Source organism: Micromonospora sp. H33, assembly GCF_052068455.1.
GTDB lineage: Bacteria > Actinomycetota > Actinomycetes > Mycobacteriales > Micromonosporaceae > Micromonospora.
The window spans coordinates 70,403-93,870 of sequence record NZ_JBQHDE010000010.1; the positions used below are offsets into that span (position 1 = coordinate 70,403).

The following is a 23,468-nucleotide window of genomic DNA, read 5'->3' on the forward strand; positions in this document are numbered from 1 at the left end:
CGGTTGAAGATCCTGTGCCTCGAGCGGATGCTCGTCCGTACGGTCGCTTCAGTCCGGAGGGCGCACCGGCCGTCATCGTTCTCACCGGCCCGACCGGCAGCGGTAAGACCGAACTGCTGCACCGGCTGGCGGCACACGGCGAGCAGATCCTCGACCTCGAAGCGCTGGCCGGACACCGCGGATCCGCGTTCGGCAATCTCGACGGCATGCCGCAGCCCTCACACCGGGCGTTCCAGGCCGCCGTCCGTCGGGTCATGGCTGACGCCAGACAGGGCCGACCACTGTGGGTGGAGGACGAGGGAGACTACATCGGATCGGTCGGTCTGCCACACGAACTAATCGGCGCGCTACGGGCCGCCCCCTGCGTCGAGGTACGCGAGCCACGCCTGGAGGACCGCATCGCCCGGGTCGTCCGCGACTACCGGCGCCATCCGGCAGCCGCCTGGAACCGGGCGCTGGACCGCATCACACCCCGGCTGGGCGCTGCCCGTGCCGCTCCGATCAGGGCCGCGCTCGACGCGGATGATCTCGCCACCGCCGTCGCCCTGCTCCTCGCCTACTATGACGCCGGCTACGCCCACCGGGCCAGTCGGCTGAACCGTCCGACGCTCGGCACCGTGACCTCGTCCGATCCGGCAACCGCGATCGCGCTGGCCGGCGTAGTCACGGGATAGCCGGCGGACGGCCCGACCGGGTGCCAGCCGGCCCCGTCACGGGCGGCGGTCGTAGCTGGGCCGCCGGGCCCGGGCTACGACCGCCTCGTTGATCTCTTGGCTCAGGCGTCTAATAACCGACCTTCACCCGCATCTTGGCCCAGGTGATCCGGCCGACGATCCCGTCGTCGTCGATGCCCTGCATCCGCTGGTACCAGCGGACACCTGCCTCGGTGCGGGTGTCGAACGTCCCGCTCGGCTCCCCGCACTGTCGCTCCCACGGTCAGCTTCCTGGCCTTCTGGAAGCCGCGCACCCAGGCCAGCGTCGCCGGGCCGAACACTCCGTCGACCACCAGTTTGGCGCCGACCTTGTTGGCCAGGATCTGAAGCTCCCGCACGGTCCAGGTGGTGGGTGTTGGAAACATTTTCGTAACGAGCCCTTGACCTCTCCGGCGGGCGCGGCGCAGACTCCCGGAAACGTTTACAGCATCAGATGGAGGTGCCGGGGCGTGGTTCGTAAACGTTTACAGGAGTCGACCGATGGCCGGCCCACCGTGCACACCGTCGCTGCCCGCGCCGGTGTCTCCATCGCCTCCGCCTCCCGGGTGCTCAACGGCGTCGGCGGCAGCGAGGAGACCGTGCGCAAGGTCCGCGCCGCGGCGGCCGAGGTCGGCTACGTACCCAACGCCATCGCCCGCTCACTCCAGTCCCAGCGCACCGGACTGGTCGCGCTCGCCGTCGAGGACATCGGCAACCCGGTGTACGTGGCGATGATGCGGGCCATCGAGGCGGTGGTCGCCGCCTCCGGCCGGCAGCTCCTGGTGCACGCCACCGGCGGGTCGATCGCCAACGAGACCGACCTGCTGCGCCGGCTGGCCAACCGCTACGTCGACGGGATGATCCTGTCGCCGATCCGGGTCACCGACGACCACCTCGCCGCGCTCGTGCAGAGCCCGGTGCCCGTGGTGGTGGTCGGCCAGCTCGGCGCGGACGCTCCGGTGGACAACGTGCGTACCGACTCCCGGCACGGTGTCGGCCTGGCCGTCGACCACCTGGTCGGCGCCGGCCGGCGGCGCATCGGCTTCGTCAACGGCCCGCTCGACACCGTCCCCGGCGCTGCCCGTGACGCCGGCTTCCGCGCCGCCCTTGACCGGCACGGCATCGACCTCGACGAGGACCTGGTCGAGGTCGGCGACTTCCGGTACGCGGCCGGGCGGGCGGCCACCGAGCGGTTGCTGGCCCGGGCCCGCCCGGACGCGCTGGTCTGCGCCAACGACCTGATCGCCGTCGGGGCGCTGCACGCGCTGCTCGCCGCCGGGCACCGGGTGCCCGAGGACGTGGCCGTGGTCGGCATGGACGACACCGAGCTGGCCCAGATGATGTTCCCGCAGCTGTCCAGCGTCTCCCTGGGCTCGGCCGAGCGTGGTCGGCGCGCCGCCGAGCTGCTGCTGACCCGGATCGCCGACCCGAGCCTGCCGCCCCGCCGTGAGCAGGTGCCGCCGAGCCTCGCCGTACGCGCGTCCAGCCGGGCCGCGGTGCCGGGGCCCCGCCCGTCGACCGAGGAAGTGGGCTCATGACCGCCGTGGCCGAACGGCCGGACGTCGCGCGGCCCGGAAAGCCCCGCGGCTCCGCCCGGTCCCGCTCCGACCGGACCGCCATCTACCTGCTGCTGCTCCCGTCGCTGCTGCCCATCCTGGCGCTGTCGGTCTTCCCGCTGCTGCGCGGCATGTATCTCGGTTTCACCGACGCCCGGGCCGGCCGCAACGTCGAGGTGAGCTTCACCGGCCTGGAGAACTACCGCGAACTGCTCGGCGACGAGCTGTTCTGGAACTCCTTCAAGGTCGGTCTGCTCTGGGCCTTCGGGGTGACCGTGCTGCAGTTCGTGCTCGCCCTGGGCCTGGCGCTGCTGCTCAACCAGCGGTTGCGGTTGCGCGGCGTGGCCCGGGTGCTGGCGGTGGTGCCGTGGGCGATGCCGCCGGTGGTGGTGGGCATCCTGTGGAAGCTGGTCTACCACCCGGACGCCGGCCTGCTCAACGAGTTCTTCCACCGGGTCGGCGCGGACGGGCTGCGCACCAACTGGCTCGGCGACTTCGGCACCGCGCTGCCCGCGGTGATCATCGTCGGGGTCTGGGCGGGCATGCCGCAGACCACCGTCGTACTCCTGGCCGGCCTGCAGGGCGTGGCGCGGGAGCTGCACGAGGCGGCCGCGGTGGACGGCGCCAGCACCTGGCACCGGTTCCGGCACGTCACGCTGCCGGCGCTCATGCCGGTGATCGTGGCGATCACCTCGCTGGACTTCATCTGGAACTTCAACTCGTTCGGGCTGGTCTACGTGCTGACCGCCGGCGGGCCGGGCGGCAAGACGATGCTGCCGATGCTCTTCGCGTACGAGGAGGCGTTCCGCTACGGCAACTACGGCTACGCCGCCGCACTCGGAAACGTCATGGTCGTGATCATCGTCGCGCTGCTCGCCGTCTATCTCCGTCGCCGGTTGAGGGAGGCGAACTGACATGATCGGAAAGCCGAGCCGTACCGGGCGGACGCTGCAGTACGTCGCGCTGACCGGGTACCTGATCTTTCTCGGGTTCCCGCTGGTCTGGCTGCTCTCCACGGCCTTCAAGCCGCCCCGGGAGCTGGTCCAGCTGCACCCGACGCTGGTGCCGGTCAACCCGACGGTGCAGAACTTCGTGCAGGCGTTCACCGAGCAGGAACTCGGCCGGGCCGCGCTGAACAGCCTCCAGGTCTCACTGGCCTCGGCGGTGCTCACCGTGCTGGTGGCGCTGCCCGCCTCGTACGCCCTGGCCCGGTTCCGCAGCAGGCTCGGCACCGCCGCACTGGGCTGGGTGCTGCTGTCCCAGCTCTTCCCGTTCGTACTGCTGATCATCCCGATCTTCCTGGTGCTGCGGCAGGTCGGGCTGGCCAACACGCACGCCGGGCTGGTGCTGATCTACGTGGTGTGGGCGCTGCCGTTCGCGCTGTGGATGCTGCAGGGCTTCGTCCGCAACATTCCCCGCGAGCTGGAGGAGGCCGCCTCCGTCGACGGCGCCAGCCGGCTGCAGGTGCTGCGACGGGTGGTCTTCCCGCTGCTCGCCCCCGGCGTGGTGGCCACCGCGCTGTTCTCGTTCATCTCCGCCTGGAACGAGTTCTTCTTCGCCCTTGTGCTGATCAAGACACCCGAGCTGGCGACCCTTCCGGTCGCGCTGGCCCGGTTCGTCGGTATCGAGGGCACCGCCCGCCTGGGCCCGCTCGCCGCCGGCTCGCTGCTGGCCACGCTGCCCAGCCTGATCTTCTTCGCGTTCATGCAACGCCGGCTCTCGTCCGGGTCGCTCGCCGGCGCGGTCAAGGGCTGACCCCCACCCACCACCGAGGAGGTAACCCCCATGTTCCGCAGCAGATTCCGTCGACTCGCCGCGGCCGCCGCGGTCGCGGTCGTCGGCCTCGGCGCACTCACCGCGTGCGGTGACGGCGGCGACGACGAAAGCACGTCCGGCCCGGTCAAGCTTCGCTTCCTCAGCCTCGCCTGGCAGAAGGAGTCGTTGCAGGCCAACAAGGACCTGGTCGCCAAGTGGAACGCCGAGCACCCGGACATCCAGGTCGAGTACGTCCAGGGTGACTGGAACTCGATCCACGACCAGCTGCTCACCTCGTTCGAGGGCGGCGACGCCGCCGACATCGTGCACTACGAGGCCTCCGCGATCGGCGAGTTCAGCAAGCAGGGCTACCTCGCCGACCTGTCGAAGCTCGTCTCCGACGACCTGAAGGGCCAGATCGACCAGGGCATCTGGGACACCGTCACCTACGACGGCAAGGTCACCGGCGTGCCGTTCCTGCTGGAGTCGCAGGTCGTCATCGCCAACAAGAAGCTGCTCGACGCCGCCGGCATCGCGGTGCCGCCGGCCGACGGCGGCTGGACCTGGGACGAGTTCCAGGCCAACGCGCAGAAGCTCACCAAGCCCGGCCAGTACGGCGTGGCGTGGGCGCTGAAGTCGCCGACCAACCGGGTGCTGAACCTCGCCCTCAACTACGACGGCAAGTTCTTCTACACCGAGGGCGGCAAGACCGAGGTCAAGGTCGGCGATGCGGAGAAGGAGGTCCCGAAGCGCATCCACGACATGATCTACACGACGAAGTCCGCCACCCCGGAAGCCCTCGGCATGAGCGGCGCCGACACCCTGCCCGGCTTCTTCGGCGGCAAGTACGCGATGGTTCCCGGCTCGGTCTCGCTGCGCCAGCAGATGGTCGAGCAGGCGCCGGCCGGCTTCGAGTGGGTCACCCTGCCGCCGGTCAAGGGGCTGTCCAGCAAGCAGGCGGCCAACCCGCAGACCCTGTCGATCGCCGAGGACTCCAAGCACAAGAAGCAGGCCGCCCAGTTCCTGGAGTTCTTCCTCAACCCGACCAACATGGCCACCCTCGCCAAGGGTGACTGGCTGGTGCCCACCGGCAAGCAGGCCAACCAGGAACTGGTCAAGCTCACCGGCGGCAAGCAGGGCTGGGACGTCGCCGCGGACAGCGCCGCCGACCTGACCGTCGCCCCGTTCCAGATGGCCGACGGCTACCCGGAGTGGAAGACCAAGTACGCCACCCCGGCCCTCCAGCAGTACTTCGCCAACAAGATCACTCTGGACCAGCTCGGTACGCAGCTGGTCGACGGTGGCAAGCAGGTTCTGAGGTAACGATGTCTCTCCTTCTCGACAAGTCGGTCGGATGTCTCGTCGGCGCCGCCGTGGGCGACGCCCTCGGCGGAGCAACCGAGACGGCACTTCCCGAGCAGATCCGCGCCCGCTTCGGCGGCTGGGTGGAGGGCATCGTGCCCCCGTACCACGCCGACTGGGCCACCGCGCGGCCACTCGCGCCGTACCACAAGGGCGACGGGCACATCACCGACGACACGTTGATGACCCACGCGCTGGTGCGGGCGTACGCGGCCAAGCGGGACCACCTCGACGCCTTCGACGTGGTGGAGCTGCTCGTCCCCGACCTGATCGAGCGGGTGGTGTACATCCCGGACCTGGAGCGGGAGGGGGTGACCTTCCACCGTCTCGCCGCGGCCGAGCGGTGGTTGGTCACCCGCCTGCACCACGCGCACGTCGACCCGCGCGAGGGCGGCGTGGGCAACATCGTCAACTGCGGTGCGGCCATGTACATGGCCCCGGTCGGCATCGTCAACGCCGGCGACCCGGCCGGGGCGTACGCCGAGGCGGTGGAGATCGCCGGGGCGCACCAGCACAGCTACGGGCGGGAGGCCGCGGCGGTGTTCGCCGCTGCGGTCGCCGCCGCCGCGACTCCCGGCGCCGGCGTCGAGGACGTCGTCACCGCCGCGCTCGACGTGGCCCGCGACGGCACCCGCGCCGCCATCGACGCGGTGGTCAAGGAGGCCCGGGGGTACGACGACTGGCGGGCCGCCATCGCGCCGCTGCGCGCCGCGGTGGCCCCCTACGACACGGTGGGTGAGGAGTACCGCAACCCCGGCCTGGGCGCCCGGCGACCCAGCCGGCTGCACGCCATCGAGGAACTGCCGGTGGCCATCGGCATGCTCGTCGTGGCGGGCGGCGACTACCGCGCGGCGGTGCTCGGCGCGGTCAACTACGGCCGGGACGCCGACTCCACCGCCACCATGGCCGGGGCGATCGCCGGGGCGCTCGGCGGCGCGGCGGCGGTGCCCGCCGAGTGGTCCGAGGCGGTCGCCAGCGCCTCGCGCACCGACCTGGTCGAGCCGGCCCGCACCCTCGCCGCGGTGGCCACCGAGGTCTACGACCGCGACCGGGCCCGGTTCGCCCGCCGCGCCGAGCGCTTCGCGGGCCTGGCCGGGGGCCCGGCGGCCGCCGCCGTGCCGGCTCAGCCGACGGGTGGCGCGGCCCAGGAGGCTACGCGGTGAGAATCACCTGGGTGCAGCCGGAGGACCTGCTGCCGCACGAGATCGCGGCCAGCCGGGACGAGGGCCGTGACGTGGGGGAGATCGCGCGGCGGTGGACCGCGGCCGGCGGTGAGCTGACCCCGCCGGTCAGCGGCGCCTCGGCCACCCCGGCCCCGGCGCGGTTGCGCGCGGTCGCCACCGAGCTGCTCGACGCCGCCGACGCGCTGCCGGCCGCCGCGTCCGCCGACGAACCGGACGACCTCGCCGCCGTCCGGGCCGGCTGGCCGGCGACCTGGTCGCTGCCGGCCGGCCCGGCGGCGTACGACCGGCTGCACGGTGCGTGGCTCGGCCGGGCGGTGGGCTGCCTGCTCGGCAAGCCGGTGGAGAAGATCCCCCGGCACGGGATCCGGGAGATCCTGGTCGCCACCGGCCGATGGCCGCTGCGGGACTGGTTCACCGCGCGGGGCCTGCCCGCCGATGTGGCGGCCCGGTGGCCGTGGAACCGGCGCAGCGCCCCGACCAGCCTGGCCGAGAACATCGACGGCATGCCCGAGGACGACGACCTGAACTTCGCGCTGCTGGCGCTGCGCGTGCTGGAGACGTACGGGCGGGGGTTCACCAGCGCCGACGTGGCCCAGGCATGGCTGGACTGGCTGCCGGGCGGGCGGGTCTTCACCGCCGAGCGGGTGGCCTACCGCAACCTGCTGCTCGGGCTCGCCCCGCCGGCCACCGCGCGGCGGCACAACCCGTTCCGGGAGTGGATCGGCGCGCAGATCCGCACCGACGTCTACGGGTGGGTCAACCCGGGTCGGCCGGACCGGGCCGCCGAGCTGGCCTGGCGCGACGCCACGGTCAGCCACGTCCGGGGCGGCGTGTACGGGGCGATCTGGGTGGCCGCCATGGCGGCGGCCGCCACGGTCGCCGCCGACGTGGACGAGGTGCTCGACGCCGGGGAGGCGGTGCTGCCGCCTCGCAGCCGGTTCGCCGTGACGGTCCGCGAGGCGCGGGCGCTGGGTGCCGGCACCGACGACTGGGAGGCCGTGGTGGACGAGCTGTACGCCCGGCACGGGCACCTGCACTGGGTGCACGTCCGCAACAACGCCGCCCTGGTCGCCGCCGCGCTCGCGTACGGGCGGGGCGAGCTGGAACGGTCGATCTGCGCGGTGGTCAGCGGCGGCTGGGACACCGACTCCACCGGCGCCACCGTCGGGGCGGTCACCGGGGCACTGACCGGCGCGTCCAGGCTGCCCGACCGCTGGGTCGCCCCGCTGCGCGGCCGGCTGGCCAGCAGCATCGCCGGCTTCGACGGCATCGGCTTCGACGAGCTGGCCGCCCGGACCGCCGCCCTCGCCGAGACCGGCGCGCCGGCCGGGAGCACCGAGACCGGCGCGTCGGCCGGGAGCACCTCGGGCGGCACGCGGTGAGCGCGCGGGTGGTCGTGGTCGGCAGTGCCAACCTGGACCTGGTGGTCAGCACACCGCAGCTGCCCCGCCCCGGCGAGACGGTGCTCGGCGGTGACTTCCGCACCGTGCCCGGCGGCAAGGGCGCCAATCAGGCGGTCGCGGCCGCCCGGGCCGGTGCCGCCTGCGAGTTCGTCGGCGCGGTCGGCAGCGACGAGTTCGGCCGGCAGCTACGCGACAGCCTCACCGGCGCGGGGGTGGACGTGCGCGGCCTGCGCACCGCCCCCGGCCCGTCCGGGGTCGCGCTGATCGCCGTCGACCAGGCCGCGGAGAACTTCATCGTCGTCGCCCCCGGCGCCAACGCCGCGTTGACCGATCTCGACGCCGCCGACCGGGCGGCGATCGGCGCCGCCGACGTGCTGCTGCTCCAGATGGAGGTACCGCTGCCCACCGTCGTCCGGGCCGCCGACCTCGCCCGCGCCGGGGGCACCACGGTGGTGCTCAACGCCGCCCCGGCCGCCCCGCTGCCGGTGGAGCTGCTCGACCTGGTCGACGTGCTGGTCGTCAACGAGCACGAAGCGGCCGTCGTCGCCGGGATGTTCTCCGACGACCCGGCGGCGCTGCTCGACGCGCTGCTGGCGCTGGTGCCCCGGGTGGTGCTCACCCTCGGCGCGCGCGGCGCCGCGTACGCCGACCGCCAGGGTGTGCGGCGCACCGTCGCGGCGCCGGTGATCGACGCGGTGGACACCACCGCCGCCGGTGACGCGTTCACCGGCGCGCTCGCGGTCGGCTGGGCCGAGCGCGGCGGGGTGCTGGACGCGGACGCCGTCACCGACGCCCTGCGCTGGGCGTGTGCCGCCGGCGCCGCCTGCGCGCAGCGCCCCGGCGCGTCGACGGCCCTGCCCGAGCGGGCCGCCATCGACGCCCTGTACGCCACGACCTACCGAGGTACCGAGTGAGCTTCAACCCGTACGTGCCGCGCCCGATCGACCGGCCCACCGAGGTGCCGCTCGGCGTGCACGCCGACCTGACCACCCTGGACGAGGCGAAGATCTTCGCGGCTCCGGCCGACCCGGCCGAGTGGCCGGCCTGGCGCGAGCAGCTCACCCGCTGGCGGGCCGACGCCCGGGAGCGGATCGGCTACACCGGCGCCCACTACGACGAGATACCCGGTGACTGCTTCACCGTCTGCCTCGCCTGGCTGTGGGACGAGACGCTCTACGACCACGAGCGGGGCGTCTTCACCGTCGAGGAGTTCCTCGACGCGGCCGAGCGGGACTTCGGCGGCTACGACGGGGTCGTGCTCTGGCACGCGTACCCGGTGATCGGCCTGGACGACCGCAATCAGTTCGACTTCTACCGGGACGTGCCGGAGCTGTCCGAGGTGGTGCGCGCCTTCCAACGGCGCGGGGTGCGGGTGTTCGTGGACTACAACCCGTGGGACACCGGCACCCGGCGGGAGACCGGCACCGACGCCGAGGAGGTCGCCGCCCTCGCCGGCAAGCTCGGTGTCGACGGCGTCTTCCTGGACACCCTCAAGGAGGGCGCCGGCGAGCTGCGCCGCGAGTTGGACGCCGTCCGCCCCGGCCTGGTACTGGAGGGGGAGAGTCGGGTGCCACTGGCCCGCGTCGCCGACCACGCGATGTCCTGGGCGCAGTGGTTCGCCGACTCGGAGGTGCCCGGCGTGCTGCGGGCCAAGTGGTTCGAACGCCGGCACGTGCTGCACCACACCCGCCGCTGGCACCGCAGCCACCTCGACGAGCTGCACTCCGCCTGGCTCAACGGCGTCGGGGTGCTCGTCTGGGAGAGCGTCTTCGGCGTCTGGGTCGGCTGGAACGAGCGCGACAGGGCGGTCCTGCGGGCCATGCGCCGGGTGCAGACCAGCCACGCCGCGTGGTTGCGCGCCGAGGACTGGGTCCCGCTCGCCGACCACCCCGGCGAGGGCCGGGTGTACGCGTCTCGCTGGACGCACGACGACGAGTCACTGTGGACGGTGGTGAACCGGGGTGATGACCACGATGGGCCCTGGCTGGTCACCGAGCCGCGGGCTGATCGCCGCTTCGTCGACCTGGTCACCGGCGCGGAGCTGACCGTCATCCCGACCGCCGACGGCCGGGTGGCCGTGGGCGGGCCGCTGCCCGCCGGGGCGATCGCCGCCGTGGTCGCCACCACCGACGCCGGCCTGCCGGCGCACCCCGCCCCGGTCGGTGACCCGTCCTTCCCGGTCCGCGCTGCGGTGCGCGTGCGGACCCCGTGGGCGCCCCGCGCCGCCGTGCCGTCGGGCATGGTCGCCGTCGACGGGGGCCGGCGGGAGCTGCTGGTCCGCCACCGGGTCCGGGAGACCGGGCTCTACGGCGAGACCCCGTACGTGGACGAGTGGAAGCCGCTGCCACCCCGGCTGCACCACACCGGCACGCTGCGCCGTAGCGTCCGGCTCGGCCAATTCGCCATCGACACCCACGAGGTCACCCACGGCCAGTACGCCGAGTTCCTGCGCGCCACCGGCTACCGCCCGGTGCGTCCCGAGCGGTTCACCGCCGGGCAGGGGCCCGCCGACGCCCCGGTCACCGGGGTGGAGCTCGCCGACGCGCGGGCGTACGCGGCGTGGGCCGGACTGCGGCTGCCCACCGAGGACGAGTGGCAGGTGGCCGCGGAGGCGGGGTTGCTGGCCCGCCGGGAACCGCTGGTGTGGAACCTCACCGAGAGCGAGCACTCCGACGGCCGCACTCGGTTCGCGATCCTCAAGGGCGGCGCCGCGTACCGTGCCGAGGGCTCCGACTGGTACCTCGACGGCGGCCCGCAGCCCCCGGACGTGTCGGTGAAGCTGCTGCTGCTCGGCGCCGGCCTGACCCGCTCCGACCAGGTCGGCTTCCGCTGCGCGGCCGACCTGGCGTCCGACTCGGGGGAGTCCCGTTGACCGCGCCCCTGGCCGGCGTGAAGGTCGTCGACCTGGCCACCCTGTTCGCCGGGCCGCTCGCCGCGGCGTTCCTCGGCGACTTCGGCGCCGACGTGATCAAGGTGGAGCACCCGGCCAAGCCGGACCCGTCGCGCGGGCACGGCCCGGCCCGGGACGGCGTCGGCCTGTGGTGGAAGGTGCTCGGCCGCAACAAGCGCACCGTCACCTGCAACCTGTCCGACCCGGCCGGTGCCGACCTGCTGCGCCGGCTGCTCGCCGACGCCGACGTGCTGGTGGAGAACTTCCGCCCCGGCACGCTGGAACGGTGGGGGCTCGGCCCGGCCGAGCTGCACGCGGTCAACCCCCGGCTGGTGGTCGCCCGGATCAGCGGCTTCGGTCAGGTCGGCCCGTACGCCCGCCGGCCCGGATTCGGCACCCTCGCCGAGGCGATGAGCGGCTTCGCCGCCGCCACCGGGGAACCCGACGGTCCACCGACCCTGCCGCCGTTCGGGCTGGCCGACTCGGTGACCGCGCTGGCCGCCGCCTACGCGGTCATGCTGGCGCTGCGCGCCCGTGACCTCACCGGCACCGGTCAAGTGGTGGACCTGGCCATCATCGAGCCGATCATGGCGATGCTCGGCCCGCAGATCACCTGGTACGACCAGCTCGGCTACATCCAGCCGCGGCTGGGCAACCGCTCCAACAACAACGCCCCGCGCAACACCTACCGCTGCGCCGACGGGCGGTGGGTGGCGGTGTCGACCAGCGCGCAGAGCATCGCCGAGCGGGTGATGCGGCTGGTCGGCCGCCCCGAGTTCATCGACGAGCCGTGGTTCGCCACCGGCAGTGGCCGGGCCGCGCACGCCGACGAACTCGACGCCGCGGTGAGCGCCTGGGTCGCCCAGCGCGGCCGGGACGAGGTGGTGGCCGCGTTCGAGGCGGCCGAGGCGGCGGTCGCCCCGGTCTACGACGTACGGGACATCCTCGCCGACCCGCAGTACGCCGCGCTCGGCACCGTCCGCACCGTGCCCGACGAGGAGCTGGGGGAGGTGCGGATGCAGAACGTGCCGTTCCGGCTCTCCGACACCCCGGGGGAGATCCGGCACGCCGGGCGCCGGCACGGCCAGGACACCGACGAGGTGTTCCGCGCCCTCGGCCTCGACGACGCCGACCTGGCCGCACTCCGCGACAAGGGAGTGATCTGAGTGCTGCTGACCTGGCTCTACGTCCCCGGCGACCGGCCGGACCGGTTCGCCAAGGCGGTCGCCTCCGGCGCCGACGCGGTCATCCTCGACCTGGAGGACGCGGTGGTCGCCGGTCGCAAGGCGTACGCGCGGGACGCGGTCGCCGACTTCCTCGCCGAGCCGCACCCGGTTCCGGTGCAGGTGCGGGTCAACGAGCTGACCGGCCCGGACGTCGACGCCGACCTGGCCGCGGTCGCCGGCCGGCCGGGGCTGGCCGGGTTGCGGCTGCCGAAGGTCGAGTCACCGGCGAGCGTCACCGCGCTGGCCGGCCGGGTAGACGCCCCGCTGCACCCGCTGATCGAGTCGGCGCTCGGCCTGGAGGCCGCGTACGCCATCGCCAGCGCCCACCCGGCGGTCGCCTCGGTCGGTCTCGGCGAGGCCGACCTCCGGTCGGACCTGGGTGTCGACGACGCCGGGTTGGCCTGGGCGCGCGGCCGGGTGGTGGTCGCCGCCCGCGCGGCCGCCCTGCCCCCGCCGGCCATGTCGGTGTACGCCAACGTCGCCGACGCCGACGGGTTGGCCGCCTCCTGCGCGGTCGGCCGGCGCCTCGGCTTTCTCGGCCGGGCCGCCATCCACCCCCGGCAACTACCGGTGATCGCCGAGGCGTTCCGCCCGGCCGAGGGGGACGTGGCCCGGGCCGAGGAACTGCTGGCCGCGGTGGCCGAGGCGCAGACCCGGGACTCGGGAACCGTGGTGCTGCCGGACGGCCGGTTCGCTGACCGGGCGATGGTGGCCGCCGCCCGGCGGACCGTCGACCTGGCTGCCCGCTACGCCGCCTGGGCTGCGCCGCGCCGACCCGGCGTTGTCCATGGCAGAGCGCCGACGGCCGGCACCTGTGCGGGAGCATAGGCACGATCCAGGTTCGCCCAGCAGTCGATGTCCGCGATCTGCCGAAACAGACCATGCCTGACCAGGGTGTTTCGAAGATCGTCAGAGCCTGTGAGATCCATCGCTGCCGGGATGGTCGGCGTCGGCCGCACCGTTGTCCAGGGTGTGCCAGAAACGGACGTCGTGGTCATCGGGGCGGGACAGGCGGGGTTGTCCAGCGCCTACCACCTGCGCGCCTCCGGTCTCGACTTCGCGGTGCTCGACGCCGCCCCGGCACCCGGTGGGGCGTGGCAGGAGCGGTGGCCGACGCTGCGGATGGAGACGGTGCACGGGATCTTCGACCTGCCCGGGCTGCGCTTCCCGCCGCCGGCGCCCGACGAACGGGCCGCCGACGCAGTGCCCGCGTACTTCGCCTCCTTCGAGAAGGAGTTCGGGATCGACGTACGGCGGCCGGTCGCCGTCACGGCCGTCCGGGACAACGACGACGGAAGGCTGCTGGTCGAGTCCGATCACGGCACGTGGACTACGCGAGCGCTGATCAACGCCACCGGCACCTGGACCAGACCCTTCGTACCGCACTATCCGGGTCAGGAGACGTTCCGCGGGCGGCAGCTGCACACCGCCGACTACCGCGGGCCGCAAGAATTCGCCGGGAAGCGCGTGGTGGTGGTCGGTGGCGGAGCGTCGGCCGTGCAGCTCCTGGCCGAGATCGCCGACGTCGCAGCGGCGACCACCTGGGTCACGCGCCGACCGCCGGTGTTCCGTGACCGGTCGGAATACACGGAGGAGTACCGACGCGACGTCGTCGCCAAGGTGGAGGCACGGGTACGCGCCGGCCTGCCGCCGGGAAGCGTCGCCAGCGTCATCGACCTGCCGTGGACGCCGCAGATGGCGCAGGCCCGCGAGCGCGGTGTCCTCGTACGCCGGCCGATCTTCGACCGGATCGCCCCCGACGGCGTGGAGTGGCGCGACGGCGCGCGACTGGAGGCCGACGTGATCCTGTGGTGCACCGGCTGGCGGCCGGCGCTGGACCACCTGGCTCCGCTGCGGCTACGCGGGCCCGGCGGCGGCATCGTCATGGACGGCACCCGGGTGGTCGCCGACCCGCGGATCCACCTCGTCGGCTACGGGCCGTCCGCGAGCACCGTCGGCGCGAACCGTGCCGGGCGGTCAGCGGTACGGGAGCTGCGCGCTCTCCTGACGGCGGCACCCGCCGCGTAGCCACGCCGACTCCAACGCTGCCCGTGAGCAGTCCGTGTCGTCACCGGCCGCGCAGCCGCCACGCCGCGACCGCCGCGACCACCAGCAGGACCACCAGGACCGGGCCGCCCGTCAGGACGATCAGGCCCGCGCCGATGTTGGCGCCGATCACCCCGGCGGTCAGCACCCGCCCGGCGTAGCCGGCCAGCGCGCCGGCCGCGACGAGCGGCAGCAGCACCGCCCACCATCGGGGATCCACTTGGCGTACGACGGTGCCGCGCACCAGCACGCCGAGGGCGACCAGGGCGGCTACGCAGGCGAGGACGCCGACGATCCGGTCCCCGGCCGCGCCGAGGCTCACCGGGCGGACCGTGTAGTCGAGGGCGGTGCCCTCGGCGGCGAGCCGCCGGGCCTGGCCGCTGGTCAGGTCGCCGATCAGCCACCAGGCCGCGACCGGTGTGGCCAGGACCAGCAGAAGTGACGGGAGCAGGATCGAGGGGCGGTACGGGGTCGGCATGGCGCTGCCTCTTCTCGGGCGGGACCGGTTCGCCGGCCAGTATGCGGGGAGGCGCCCTCTGTTCGGCATTCCTTGACCTTGACCTTCGGGGAAGGCCCAGCCTGGGGCGTGCCGGCCGCGGTGGCCGGTGCGAGGAGGATGTCGACGTGGAACTGCTGACCATCGGGGCGTTCGCCCGGGCGGCGGGCCTGACGCCGAAGGCGTTGCGCCTGTACGACGAGATGGGACTGCTGCCGCCCACCGCGGTCGACCCCGAATCCGGTTACCGGCTCTACACGCCGGATCAACTGGACCGGGCCCGGCTGATCGCCACGCTTCGCCGTATCGGTATGCCGCTCGCGGAGATCCGCAGGGTGTGCGACCTTCCGCCGGCCGGGGCGGCCGAGGCGGTCCGCAGCTGGTGGCAGCACGTCACGGCGGACACCGCGGCCCGCAGCCGCGTCGCCACCCACCTCGTGGACCTCCTCTCCGGAAGGGACACGACCATGTCCGACCCGAACCAGACCCTCGGCCTCCGCTACGCCGTCCGCTGCGAGACCGGAACGGTGCGGGACAGCAACGAGGACACCGCGTACGCCGGCTCGCAGCTGCTCGCCGTCGCCGACGGCATGCGGGGACCCGGCGGTGCCGCTGCCAGCGCCGCCGCCATCGACGCCCTCAGGGCGTTGGAGCCCGCCGACGTTCCGGCCACCGAACTGCTCACCCTGCTGGCCGACGCGGTCGCCGACGTCGACCGCGTTGTCCGCCGGGCGGCGGCCGAGGACCACCAGCCGGTCACTACTGTGACGGCGCTGCTGCGCTGCGGCAGCCGGCTCGCGCTGGTCCACGTCGGCGACACCCGGGCGTACGTGCTGCGGGGCGGCGAGCTGTCCCAGCTGACCCGGGACCACACGTACGTGCAGTCGCTGGTCGACCAGGGTGCGCTCGGCGCCGAGGAGGCCGCCACCCACCCGCAGCGGGCCCTGCTGGTCCGGGCGATCGGGGCCGGCGGCACCCCGGTGGAGGCCGACCTGGCGCTGCGTACGGCGGTCGTCGGCGACCGTTACCTGCTCTGCTCGGACGGGCTCTCCGCGGTCCTCGACCGGGCCGAGCTGTCCGCGACCCTCGGCACGGCCGCCGACCCGGGCGACGTCGTGGATCGGCTGACGGAACTGGCGTACGAGCACGGCGCACCCGACAACATCGCCTGCGTCGTCGCTGACGTCGTCGCCGCCTGACGCGCACCTCGCCGGCCCTTCGCTGCGTCCCCGGGCGGAGGGCCGGCATGGTGGGCGCCTCCGGTGCGGTCGAGCCCCGGCCCGGTCGCCGGATGCCCCCGGTGCCCGAGGATGGCCGGCACCGCCACGGCCCCGAGGGTGGCCGGCACCGCCACGGCCCCGAGGGTGGCCGGCACCGCGACGGCGTCGCGGACGGCCTGCTCCGTCCCTGTCGAGCTGCCCCCACGAACGGGGCAGCGCCCGCCGAGCCAGGGCAGATCCAGATCTTGGACATTTACCGTCCGCGGCGGACGGCAAATGTCCGAGATCTGCGGGACGACCGTCCAGGAGGCCGGATTCGTCGGGGTCCGCGAGGACGGATGGTGCGGCAGCGGCTGGTCTCACAGACGGGGCAGCTCGACAGGCGCCGGGTGAGGGCCTTCCGCCCCGCAGCCGGTCGGACCGGGGCACAACGACCGCTAGGCAGAACGGACCTGTGCGCCCTCCGCGCGGGATCGACCGTCGGGCTCCCGACCGCCCCCGCTGAGCGTGTCCACCGCACGCGCCCCGACCGAACCGATGACCACGGAACCGATGACCACCGGGCGATGACCACCGGGCGACGGCGACCGGGCGATGACGACCGGGCCGGTCTTCTACGCGGTGGGCCGGGTCAGGGTCCCGGGCTCCGGGCGGTGGCCGTCGGCGCGGGCTGCCGGCGGCAGCGCCGCCGGGGCGGGCCCGGTCGAGTCGCGTACCACCAGGAGGTGCCCGGTCGGGCGGCGCCGGGGGCGGGTCGACCGGGGTTTGAGCGCGAGTGAGAGCGCCATCCGACCCATGTCGGTCATCGGCAGCCGGATGGTGGTGAGGCTGGGGGCGAGGTCGGCGGCGACGGAGACGTCGTCGAATCCGACGACCGACATCCGCTCGGGCACCGGGATGCGGTGCGCGCGCAACGTCGACAGCACGCCGATCGCCATGGCGTCGTTGAGCGCGACGATCGCGGTGGTCTCCGGGTGGTGGCGGAGGATCCGCTCGGCGGCCACCCGGCCACCGTCGCGCGTGAAGTCGGAGTGGACGACCGGAAGGTCGTCAAGGGAGAGCCCGTGCTGCCGCAGCGCCGAGGCGACTCCGGCCAGCCGGTCGGCGACGGTGGTGAGGCCGGCCGTGCCGGCGGCGACCCCGGGCGAGCGCTCGGCCGCCGGCCTCGTTGTCGGGCAGGACCGCGTCGACGCCGAGGGCGTGCCGGCCTATTACGGCGACCCGGCCGCCCTGGCTCTGGAACTCCGCGAGCTCGGCTCGGGCCTCCGCCTCCACCCGGGTGTCGTCGTAGCCGGAACCGGCGATGAGGATGATCCCCACTCGCTGCGCGATGAGGTGGCGCAGCTGCCGCAGCTCCGCGTCCGGGTCCCGGCCGGAGTGGCAGATCTGCACCAGCAGCCCCTCGTCGGCGGCGACCTGGATGACCCCGCCGGCGATCTCGGAGAAGTACGGGTCGTCCACCTGGTGGACGACCAGCCCGACGGTGGAGCTGGCACCGCCGGCGAGGGTCCGGGCGTACGGGTTGGCCACGTACCCCAGCTCCTGGGACACCTGCCGGACCCGCTGGGCCACCTCCTCGCTGACTCCGTCCCGCCCGGCGAGGGCGCGGGACGCAGTCGCCAGCGAGACACCGGCGCGCTCCGCCACGTCGATGAGGCGCAGCCTCGGGCCAGGCTTGGGCATCGGCAACTCCCCGGAAACTTCCCTGTCATCTGACTATTGCCAGTGACGCCGACCACAGCCTAGTCTACGAAAGCGCTTTCGTAAGCGCTTCCGTCCCGGCAAAGGAGCGTCTCGGGATGACAACCCGATTGAAGCGAATCCAGTGGATGACAGCAGTCGGCGCGAGCCTCACCCTCGCTCTGACGGCCTGCGGTGGTGATGGCGGCGGATCGGCCGGGGCCGATGACCCGATCGTGGTGGGGATCTCCCTGCCGCTGACCGGGGACTTCTCCGAGCCGGGCAAGGGCGTCCAGCGCGGCTACGAGGCCTGGGCCAAGATCACCAACGACAAGGGTGGCCTGCTCGGCCGCAAGGTCGAGCTGAAGATCCTCGACGACCAGTCCAACGCCGACCGGGTGGTCGCCGACTACGAGCAGTTGATCGGCAAGGACAACGTCGACCTCGTGGTGGGCCCGTTCTCGACCCGCCTCGTCGTGCCCGCGGCCCGCGTCGCGGAGGAGTACGGCATGCTCTTCGTCGAGCCTGCGGGCGCGGCGAAGGAGGTCTTCCAGCAGGGCTTCAAGAACCTGTTCTACGCCGCCCCGGCGGTGGCCAACGACCACTACAACCACCTCGCCGAGTACATCCTCGCCCTGCCGCCGGACCAGCGGCCGAAGACCGCGGCGTACGCGGCCATGGACGACCCGTTCGCGCAGGGCACGGCGTACGGGCTGAAGGAGAAGCTCGAGGCGGGCGGTGTCCGCACCGTCGTCAACGAGGTCTACCCGCCGAACACCACCGACTTCGGCAGCATCGCGGCGAAGATCGCGGCGTCGAAGGCCGACATGGTGGTGGGCGGCTCCCAGTATCAGGACGGCGTGAACCTCATCGTCGCCCTCCAGCAGCTCAAGTACCAGCCGAAGCTGGCCGCGTTCTCCACCGCCCCGACGAACCCCGAGTTCGCCGCGGCGATCGGCAACAAGACCGAGGGGATCATCTCGCCGACCGGGTACACGCAGGACGCGAAGTACCCGAGCAACACGGAGTTCGTCGAGAAGTACACCGCGCAGTTCGGCTCGCCGCCCGAGGAGGACGAGGCCAACGCGTACACCACCGGCCAGGTCGTCGCGGCAGCGGTCACCGCGGTCGGGTGCGCCGAGCAGGGCGAGTGCCAGAAGAAGCTGGTCGAGTGGGTCCGCACCAACACCGTGGAGACGGTGGTCGGTCCGCTCTCCTGGGACGAGACGGGCAAGCCCAAGGGCGCCCACATGATCCAGCAGTGGGTGGGCGGCAAGATCCAGATCGTGCTGCCGGCCGACGCCAAGGAGACCGAGCTCGTCTACCCGAAGCCGGCCTGGTAGGACGTCATGCCCTCTGGTGCCCTGCTCTTCCAGAGCATCATCCTGGGTCTGTTGCTGGGAGGGCTCTACGCCCTCCTGGCAGCGGGCCTGACCCTCTACTTCGGAATCATGCGGGTCGTGATGATCGCACACTCGGCGTTCCTCATCCTCGCCGCGTACCTCGCGTGGTGGTCCCACAGCCGGCTGGGCGTCGACCCGCTGCTGTCGATGATCGTCACCGTGCCGCTCTTCTTCGCCTGCGGCGTGCTGTTGCAGCGGCTGCTCCTGGCCCGGCTGCGCCCGGTCACGCTGACGATGATGTCGGTCCTGCTGACCTTCGCGATCGCGGTCCTCATCGAAGGTCTGCTGGGCTACGTCTTCACCGGCACCCAGCGGCGCATCCAGCTGGGCTACGGGTCGGCGAGCTTCGGGATCTTCGGCGCCCGCGTCGCGGTCGTCAAGCTGATCGCGTTCGGGCTGGCCGCCGTCGCCCTGCTCACCCTCTACCTGCTGATGAAGAAGACGACGTTCGGCTGGGCGCTTCGCGCGACCATCCAGCACCGTGACGCGGCGCGGCTGGTCGGCATCGAGACCGAGCGGGTGGCCGGGTACGGCTTCGGCCTCGGGCTCGCCACCGCGGCCATCGGCGGTACGGCGCTCGCCCTCGACACCACCATCTATCCGTCGCTGCACTGGCACTGGATCGGCCCGCTGATGGCGATCATCGTGGTGGGTGGGCTGGGCAGCGTACCCGGAGCCGCGATGGCCGCGATGGTGCTCGGCATGCTGCAGAGCCTGCTGCAGATCCCGCTGGGTACGACCTGGGCGCAGACGATCTTCTACCTCGCCCTGTTCGCGACCCTGGCGTTCCGGCCACAAGGTTTCTTCGGAGGTCGCCTTGCCCAGCGCTTCTGAGCCGACCACGGCACCGGCGACCACCTCGGCGCCGACCGCCCCGCCCACCGGGGCGGCGACGACCGAGCGCCGCACCGTTGACCGCGTCGTCAAGGTGGTCGCGGTCGTGCTGCTCGCCGCCGCGGTGCTCTCCTTCCCGTCCCTGGCACCCAACCCGTACATCCTCTCGGCGGGTGTGGTCGTGCTCAACTACGCGGTGCTCTCAACGTCGTGGAACTTCGTCGGCGGGTTCACCGGCTACATCTCCCTCGGTCACGGGGCGCTCGCCGGCCTCGGCGGCTACGGCACGGCCCTGCTGATCACGAAGGCCGGCCTGCCGAGCTTCGTGGCCCTGGTGGTGGCGGCGCTGCTGGCGGCCGCCCTCGCCGTACCGATCGGATTCGCCGCACTGCGGGTCCGCGGGGCGTCGTTCGTCATCGTCTCGATCGCGCTGGTGCTGATCCTGCTGCTGGTCTTCCAGAGCTGGGCGTCGGTCACCGGCGGATCGCGGGGACTGGTCGTGCCGCGACCATTCCCGGACCTGCTCCGTCCGGAGCACCACCGGGTCTTCTACTACCTGTTCGCCGGCCTGCTCGTGCTCGCGCTGCTGGCCTGGTGGATGATCGACCGCTCGCGGTTCGGTCTCGGGCTCAAGGCGATCCGGGAGGACGAGGACAAGGCGGAGGCGCTGGGCACGCCGACGTTCGCGTACAAGCTGGTGGTCTTCGTGGTCTCGGCGGCCTTCACCGCCCTGGGCGGCGGGCTCTACGCGCTGTGGTTCGGCGACCTCGACCCGGTCTTCCAGTTCTCCATCCTCACCGGCTCCTACCTGGTGCTGATGGCGCTGCTGGGCGGAGTGCGGAACCTGTTCGGCCCGCTGGTCGGCGCGTTGGTCGTCGGCGTCGGACTGGAGTACTTCAAGGTGGAGTTCGGCGACACACAGCTGCACCTGGTCGCGACCGGTCTGCTGCTCGCCCTGGTCGTGCTCTTCATGCCCGACGGTGTGCTGCCGGCGCTCGGCTCGCTGCTCAACCGGATGCGGCCGGCGCAGAGCTCCATCCGTGAGGTCACGGCCGCGCAGTTGCGCGACGAACGGGCCGCCGCCGCGCCGGCGGCGCAGCGGGAACCGGTCGACGCCACGGCGGCCAGCACCGCCGGCGCGCGGCAACCGTCGACGGAGGAGCGGGCATGAGCGACGTACGGAGTTTGGCGACCGACGGCCTGACGAAGGCGTTCGGCGGGGTGGTTGCGCTCGACGGCGCCACCGTCGAGTTCCGCCACGGCCAGGTCAACGCCCTCATCGGCCCCAACGGGTCGGGCAAGACCACCTTCTTCAACTGCGTCACCGGGATGATCCGGCCGGACGGTGGGCAGGTCACCTACCGCGGGCGGGACATCACCGGCGCGGCACCGCACTCCATCGTCCGCGCCGGCGTGGGTCGTACGTTCCAGCTGTGCCGGGTCTTCCCCCGGATGACGGCGCTGGACAACGTCCTCGCGGCCGTACGGCCGGTCGGCCTGGCCGGCCTGCTGCGCGGCGCCCGCGCCCGCGCGGAGGTCGACCGGGCGCGCGGCTGGCTCACCCGCCTCGGCATCGAGCACCTGGCCGACGTGGAGGCCCGCAACATGTCCTGGGGTCAGCAGAAGCTGCTGGAGCTCGCCGGCGTGCTGATGAGCGACCCGGAGACCGTACTGCTCGACGAGCCGGCCGGCGGTGTCAACCCGGCGCTGCTGGACCGGATCGGCACCCTGGTCCGCGAGCTCAACGCCGAGGGGCGGACCTTCGTGATCGTCGAGCACAACATGGACCTCGTGATGAGCGTCAGTGACCACATCGTGGTGTTCGACCGTGGCCGCCCGATCGCCGAGGGGCCGCCGTCGCTCATCCGCTCCGACGAACGCGTGCTGGGGGCCTACCTTGGCGTCTGAAATCGAACTCGTCGACATCCAGGCCGGCTACGGGCGCGCCGCGCCGGTGCTGCGCGGCCTGACCGTCTCGGTGCCCGCCGGGCAGATCGTCTGCCTCGTCGGCCCCAACGGCGCCGGCAAGTCCACCGTCCTGAAGGTCGCGAGCGGGCTGCTCAAGCCCCGCTCCGGGAAGATCCTGGTCGGCGGCGTGGACGTGACCGGGCAGGGCCCGCAGCGGATGCTCGCCTCCGGCGTCGCGCACGTCCTGCAGGGCCACAGCGTGTTCCGCGAGATGACCGTGGCGGAGAACGTGCTGCTCGGCGGCTACACGCTGAAGGACAAGGCGCTCATCGCCGAGCGGACGGCCTTCGTCAAGGAGGTCTTCCCGGTGGTCGCGCAGCGGTGGAACTCCCTCGCCGGGCTGCTCTCCGGCGGCCAGCAGAAGCAGGTGGAGTTCGCCCGGTCGATGATGGTCAACCCCAAGGTCGTGCTCCTCGACGAGCCGTCCATGGGGCTGGACCCGAAGGCCACCACCACCGTCTTCGAGCAGGTCGTGCGGATGCGCGACGCCGGTACGGCGGTGCTGCTGGTGGAGCAGAACGCCCGGCGGGCGCTGGAGACCGCCGACCTCGGCTGCGTGCTCGACCTCGGTCGGGTGCACATCTCCGGGCCGGCGCCGCAACTGCTGGCCGACCCGCAGCTCGGCGAGTTGTACCTCGGCGGACGGCCCGCCGAGCCCACGGCGACTCCGAAGCGGTAACACACCCCGACGTACCAGCGGCACACACGAAAGTTGGAGCGTGAGCACGTAAGCGCTTCCGAAAGCGGTTGCGGGCTCCCGCGGGAGCTGAAACGAGGTGTACGCGATGACCAGAACGAGACGGCTCGCCGTCGCCACCGCCGCCGTACTGGCGACCGGTGTGCTGGCGAGCGCCGGGGCGGCCCCGGCGCAGGCGGACCGGACCAACCCGCGGGACGTCCACCCGCACCTGCGATCGAGCCTGGTCGCCTTCTACGACTTCGACCACCCGGTCGAGGGCGACGCGGCGCTGGAGCGGGACCAGGGCCGCTCCGGGACCGAGATCGAACTCGTCAACGGCGGCGCCGACATGCGCGTGGCCGACCACGCCTACCCGGGCAGCGGCGACGCGTTGCAGACCAGCCAGGTGAACCCCGCCCAGGCCGGCAATGACGACTGGAAGGCCGGCATCTGGTCGTCCAGCGGCGTACGGACCCTGCGGCCCTTCGCCGGCACCGGGGGCACCACGGTGATGGGCTGGTTCAAGATGGAGATGGACGCCCCGGCGCTCAACTCCACCACCGCCAACCCGACCGACCGGTTCAACGCCATCGGCCTGGCCGGCGTGCTGACCGGTGACTCCGACGGCCACGGCGTCCGCGCGCTGCTGGAGCTCATCGACGTCAACGGCGAGCTTCGCCTCGTGGCGCTGGGCCGGCGCCTCGACGGAGGCAACTCGCAGACCTTCGCCGCGAGCGAGGACTGGCGCACCCTGCTGCCGAAGGGGGAGTGGGTCCACCTCGCCGCCACCTTCGACTTCAGCACCGGCGCTCTGGCGCTCTACCGCAACGGTGAGCCGCTGGACGGCTTCTACACCCGTACCGACGACCCGTGGCTCGTGTCGGGGCCCGGCCCGCACGTGACCACCGCCTCCGACCCCCGGGGCATCAAGATCGGCGGGAGCTTCCCGCAGGACACGCTGGAGCGGAACCCGTGCGACTGCCGCATGGACGCCCTGATGTTCCTCGACAGCGTGGTCTCGGCGAGCGACGTCGAGAAGCAGTACCGCTACATGGCCCGCTGACCATCCTCCGC

General features: G+C 72.8%; 22 protein-coding genes and 1 pseudogene. 19 read left to right on the top strand and 4 right to left on the bottom strand.

Annotation, left to right across the window (positions count from 1 at the left end; genetic code table 11):
• Nucleotides 1–14: 14 nt before the first annotated feature.
• On the top strand, nt 15–674 hold the full coding sequence (locus ACTMS0_RS20990; protein ID WP_441156938.1) for a hypothetical protein: 660 nt from the start codon (nt 15–17) through the stop codon (nt 672–674).
• Between the two features lie 109 nt (nt 675–783).
• Here ACTMS0_RS20990 and ACTMS0_RS20995 read toward each other — a convergent pair.
• Nucleotides 784–906: pseudogene (locus ACTMS0_RS20995) on the bottom strand (peptidoglycan-binding domain-containing protein); the annotation flags it as partial.
• A gap of 256 nt (nt 907–1,162) precedes the next feature.
• On the opposite strand from ACTMS0_RS20995, the gene ACTMS0_RS21000 reads away from it, so the two are divergent.
• The 11 genes from ACTMS0_RS21000 to ACTMS0_RS21050 all read left to right on the top strand — a co-directional run bounded on the left by ACTMS0_RS21000 (nt 1,163) and on the right by ACTMS0_RS21050 (nt 14,096).
• Nucleotides 1,163–2,230: a LacI family DNA-binding transcriptional regulator gene (locus tag ACTMS0_RS21000; RefSeq protein ID WP_441156939.1), complete on the top strand. Its 1,068-nt coding sequence runs from the start codon at nt 1,163–1,165 to the stop codon at nt 2,228–2,230.
• Entirely contained in the window at nt 2,227–3,162 is a 936-nt protein-coding gene (locus ACTMS0_RS21005; RefSeq protein WP_441156940.1) for a carbohydrate ABC transporter permease, read from the top strand. The genes ACTMS0_RS21000 and ACTMS0_RS21005 overlap by 4 nt, the downstream gene beginning before the upstream one ends.
• Nucleotide 3,163: 1 nt before the next feature.
• A complete protein-coding gene (locus tag ACTMS0_RS21010) occupies nt 3,164–4,003 on the top strand; it encodes a carbohydrate ABC transporter permease (protein ID WP_441156941.1) in 840 nt (279 codons plus the stop codon).
• A gap of 30 nt (nt 4,004–4,033) precedes the next feature.
• Complete coding sequence (locus ACTMS0_RS21015) at nt 4,034–5,326, top strand: ABC transporter substrate-binding protein (protein WP_441156942.1); 1,293 nt, start codon at nt 4,034–4,036, stop codon at nt 5,324–5,326.
• Nucleotides 5,327–5,328: 2 nt separating this feature from the next.
• Nucleotides 5,329–6,528, top strand: a complete 1,200-nt coding sequence (locus ACTMS0_RS21020) for an ADP-ribosylglycohydrolase family protein (RefSeq protein ID WP_441156943.1) — start codon at nt 5,329–5,331, stop codon at nt 6,526–6,528.
• Nucleotides 6,525–7,931: an ADP-ribosylglycohydrolase family protein gene (locus tag ACTMS0_RS21025; RefSeq protein WP_441156944.1), complete on the top strand. Its 1,407-nt coding sequence runs from the start codon at nt 6,525–6,527 to the stop codon at nt 7,929–7,931. Before ACTMS0_RS21020 ends, ACTMS0_RS21025 begins: the two co-directional genes overlap by 4 nt.
• Nucleotides 7,928–8,866: a ribokinase gene (locus tag ACTMS0_RS21030; protein WP_441156945.1), complete on the top strand. Its 939-nt coding sequence runs from the start codon at nt 7,928–7,930 to the stop codon at nt 8,864–8,866. Before ACTMS0_RS21025 ends, ACTMS0_RS21030 begins: the two co-directional genes overlap by 4 nt.
• Nucleotides 8,863–10,824, top strand: a complete 1,962-nt coding sequence (locus tag ACTMS0_RS21035) for an SUMF1/EgtB/PvdO family nonheme iron enzyme (RefSeq protein ID WP_441156946.1) — start codon at nt 8,863–8,865, stop codon at nt 10,822–10,824. The genes ACTMS0_RS21030 and ACTMS0_RS21035 overlap by 4 nt, the downstream gene beginning before the upstream one ends.
• Nucleotides 10,821–12,008 carry a CaiB/BaiF CoA transferase family protein gene (locus ACTMS0_RS21040; protein ID WP_441156947.1) on the top strand — a complete coding sequence of 396 codons (1,188 nt, stop codon included), beginning with the start codon at nt 10,821–10,823 and terminating at the stop codon, nt 12,006–12,008. Before ACTMS0_RS21035 ends, ACTMS0_RS21040 begins: the two co-directional genes overlap by 4 nt.
• Nucleotides 12,009–12,896, top strand: a complete 888-nt coding sequence (locus tag ACTMS0_RS21045) for an HpcH/HpaI aldolase/citrate lyase family protein (protein ID WP_441156948.1) — start codon at nt 12,009–12,011, stop codon at nt 12,894–12,896.
• A 90-nt stretch (nt 12,897–12,986) separates the two neighbouring features.
• Nucleotides 12,987–14,096: an FAD-dependent oxidoreductase gene (locus ACTMS0_RS21050; RefSeq protein WP_441156949.1), complete on the top strand. Its 1,110-nt coding sequence runs from the start codon at nt 12,987–12,989 to the stop codon at nt 14,094–14,096.
• 40 nt (nt 14,097–14,136) lie between these two features.
• On the opposite strand, the gene ACTMS0_RS21055 is transcribed toward ACTMS0_RS21050, so the two are convergent.
• Nucleotides 14,137–14,592: a hypothetical protein gene (locus ACTMS0_RS21055; protein WP_441156950.1), complete on the bottom strand. Its 456-nt coding sequence runs from the start codon at nt 14,590–14,592 to the stop codon at nt 14,137–14,139.
• Nucleotides 14,593–14,738: 146 nt separating this feature from the next.
• Here ACTMS0_RS21055 and ACTMS0_RS21060 point away from each other — a divergent pair, with 146 nt between their 5' ends.
• Nucleotides 14,739–15,809, top strand: a complete 1,071-nt coding sequence (locus ACTMS0_RS21060; protein WP_441156951.1) for a MerR family transcriptional regulator — start codon at nt 14,739–14,741, stop codon at nt 15,807–15,809.
• A gap of 635 nt (nt 15,810–16,444) precedes the next feature.
• On the opposite strand, the gene ACTMS0_RS21065 is transcribed toward ACTMS0_RS21060, so the two are convergent.
• Together ACTMS0_RS21065 and ACTMS0_RS21070 are read right to left on the bottom strand one after the other, a co-directional pair.
• On the bottom strand, nt 16,445–16,927 hold the full coding sequence (locus ACTMS0_RS21065; RefSeq protein ID WP_441157054.1) for a substrate-binding domain-containing protein: 483 nt from the start codon (nt 16,925–16,927) through the stop codon (nt 16,445–16,447).
• A complete protein-coding gene (locus ACTMS0_RS21070) occupies nt 16,881–17,513 on the bottom strand; it encodes a LacI family DNA-binding transcriptional regulator (protein ID WP_441156952.1) in 633 nt (210 codons plus the stop codon). The genes ACTMS0_RS21065 and ACTMS0_RS21070 overlap by 47 nt, the downstream gene beginning before the upstream one ends.
• A 116-nt stretch (nt 17,514–17,629) precedes the next feature.
• Between ACTMS0_RS21070 and ACTMS0_RS21075 the strand changes: the two genes are divergently transcribed.
• The 6 genes from ACTMS0_RS21075 (at nt 17,630) to ACTMS0_RS21100 (ending at nt 23,457) form a co-directional block, all read left to right on the top strand.
• Nucleotides 17,630–18,853 carry an amino acid ABC transporter substrate-binding protein gene (locus tag ACTMS0_RS21075; RefSeq protein ID WP_441156953.1) on the top strand — a complete coding sequence of 408 codons (1,224 nt, stop codon included), beginning with the start codon at nt 17,630–17,632 and terminating at the stop codon, nt 18,851–18,853.
• Between the two features lie 6 nt (nt 18,854–18,859).
• On the top strand, nt 18,860–19,747 hold the full coding sequence (locus ACTMS0_RS21080; RefSeq protein ID WP_441156954.1) for a branched-chain amino acid ABC transporter permease: 888 nt from the start codon (nt 18,860–18,862) through the stop codon (nt 19,745–19,747).
• On the top strand, nt 19,731–20,918 hold the full coding sequence (locus ACTMS0_RS21085) for a branched-chain amino acid ABC transporter permease (RefSeq protein ID WP_441156955.1): 1,188 nt from the start codon (nt 19,731–19,733) through the stop codon (nt 20,916–20,918). Before ACTMS0_RS21080 ends, ACTMS0_RS21085 begins: the two co-directional genes overlap by 17 nt.
• Nucleotides 20,915–21,655 (top strand): ABC transporter ATP-binding protein, encoded by a 741-nt coding sequence (locus tag ACTMS0_RS21090; protein WP_441156956.1) that lies wholly within the window; start codon nt 20,915–20,917, stop codon nt 21,653–21,655. The genes ACTMS0_RS21085 and ACTMS0_RS21090 overlap by 4 nt, the downstream gene beginning before the upstream one ends.
• Complete coding sequence (locus tag ACTMS0_RS21095) at nt 21,645–22,394, top strand: ABC transporter ATP-binding protein (protein WP_441156957.1); 750 nt, start codon at nt 21,645–21,647, stop codon at nt 22,392–22,394. Before ACTMS0_RS21090 ends, ACTMS0_RS21095 begins: the two co-directional genes overlap by 11 nt.
• A 106-nt stretch (nt 22,395–22,500) precedes the next feature.
• A complete protein-coding gene (locus tag ACTMS0_RS21100) occupies nt 22,501–23,457 on the top strand; it encodes a LamG-like jellyroll fold domain-containing protein (protein ID WP_441156958.1) in 957 nt (318 codons plus the stop codon).
• Nucleotides 23,458–23,468 lie beyond the last annotated feature (11 nt).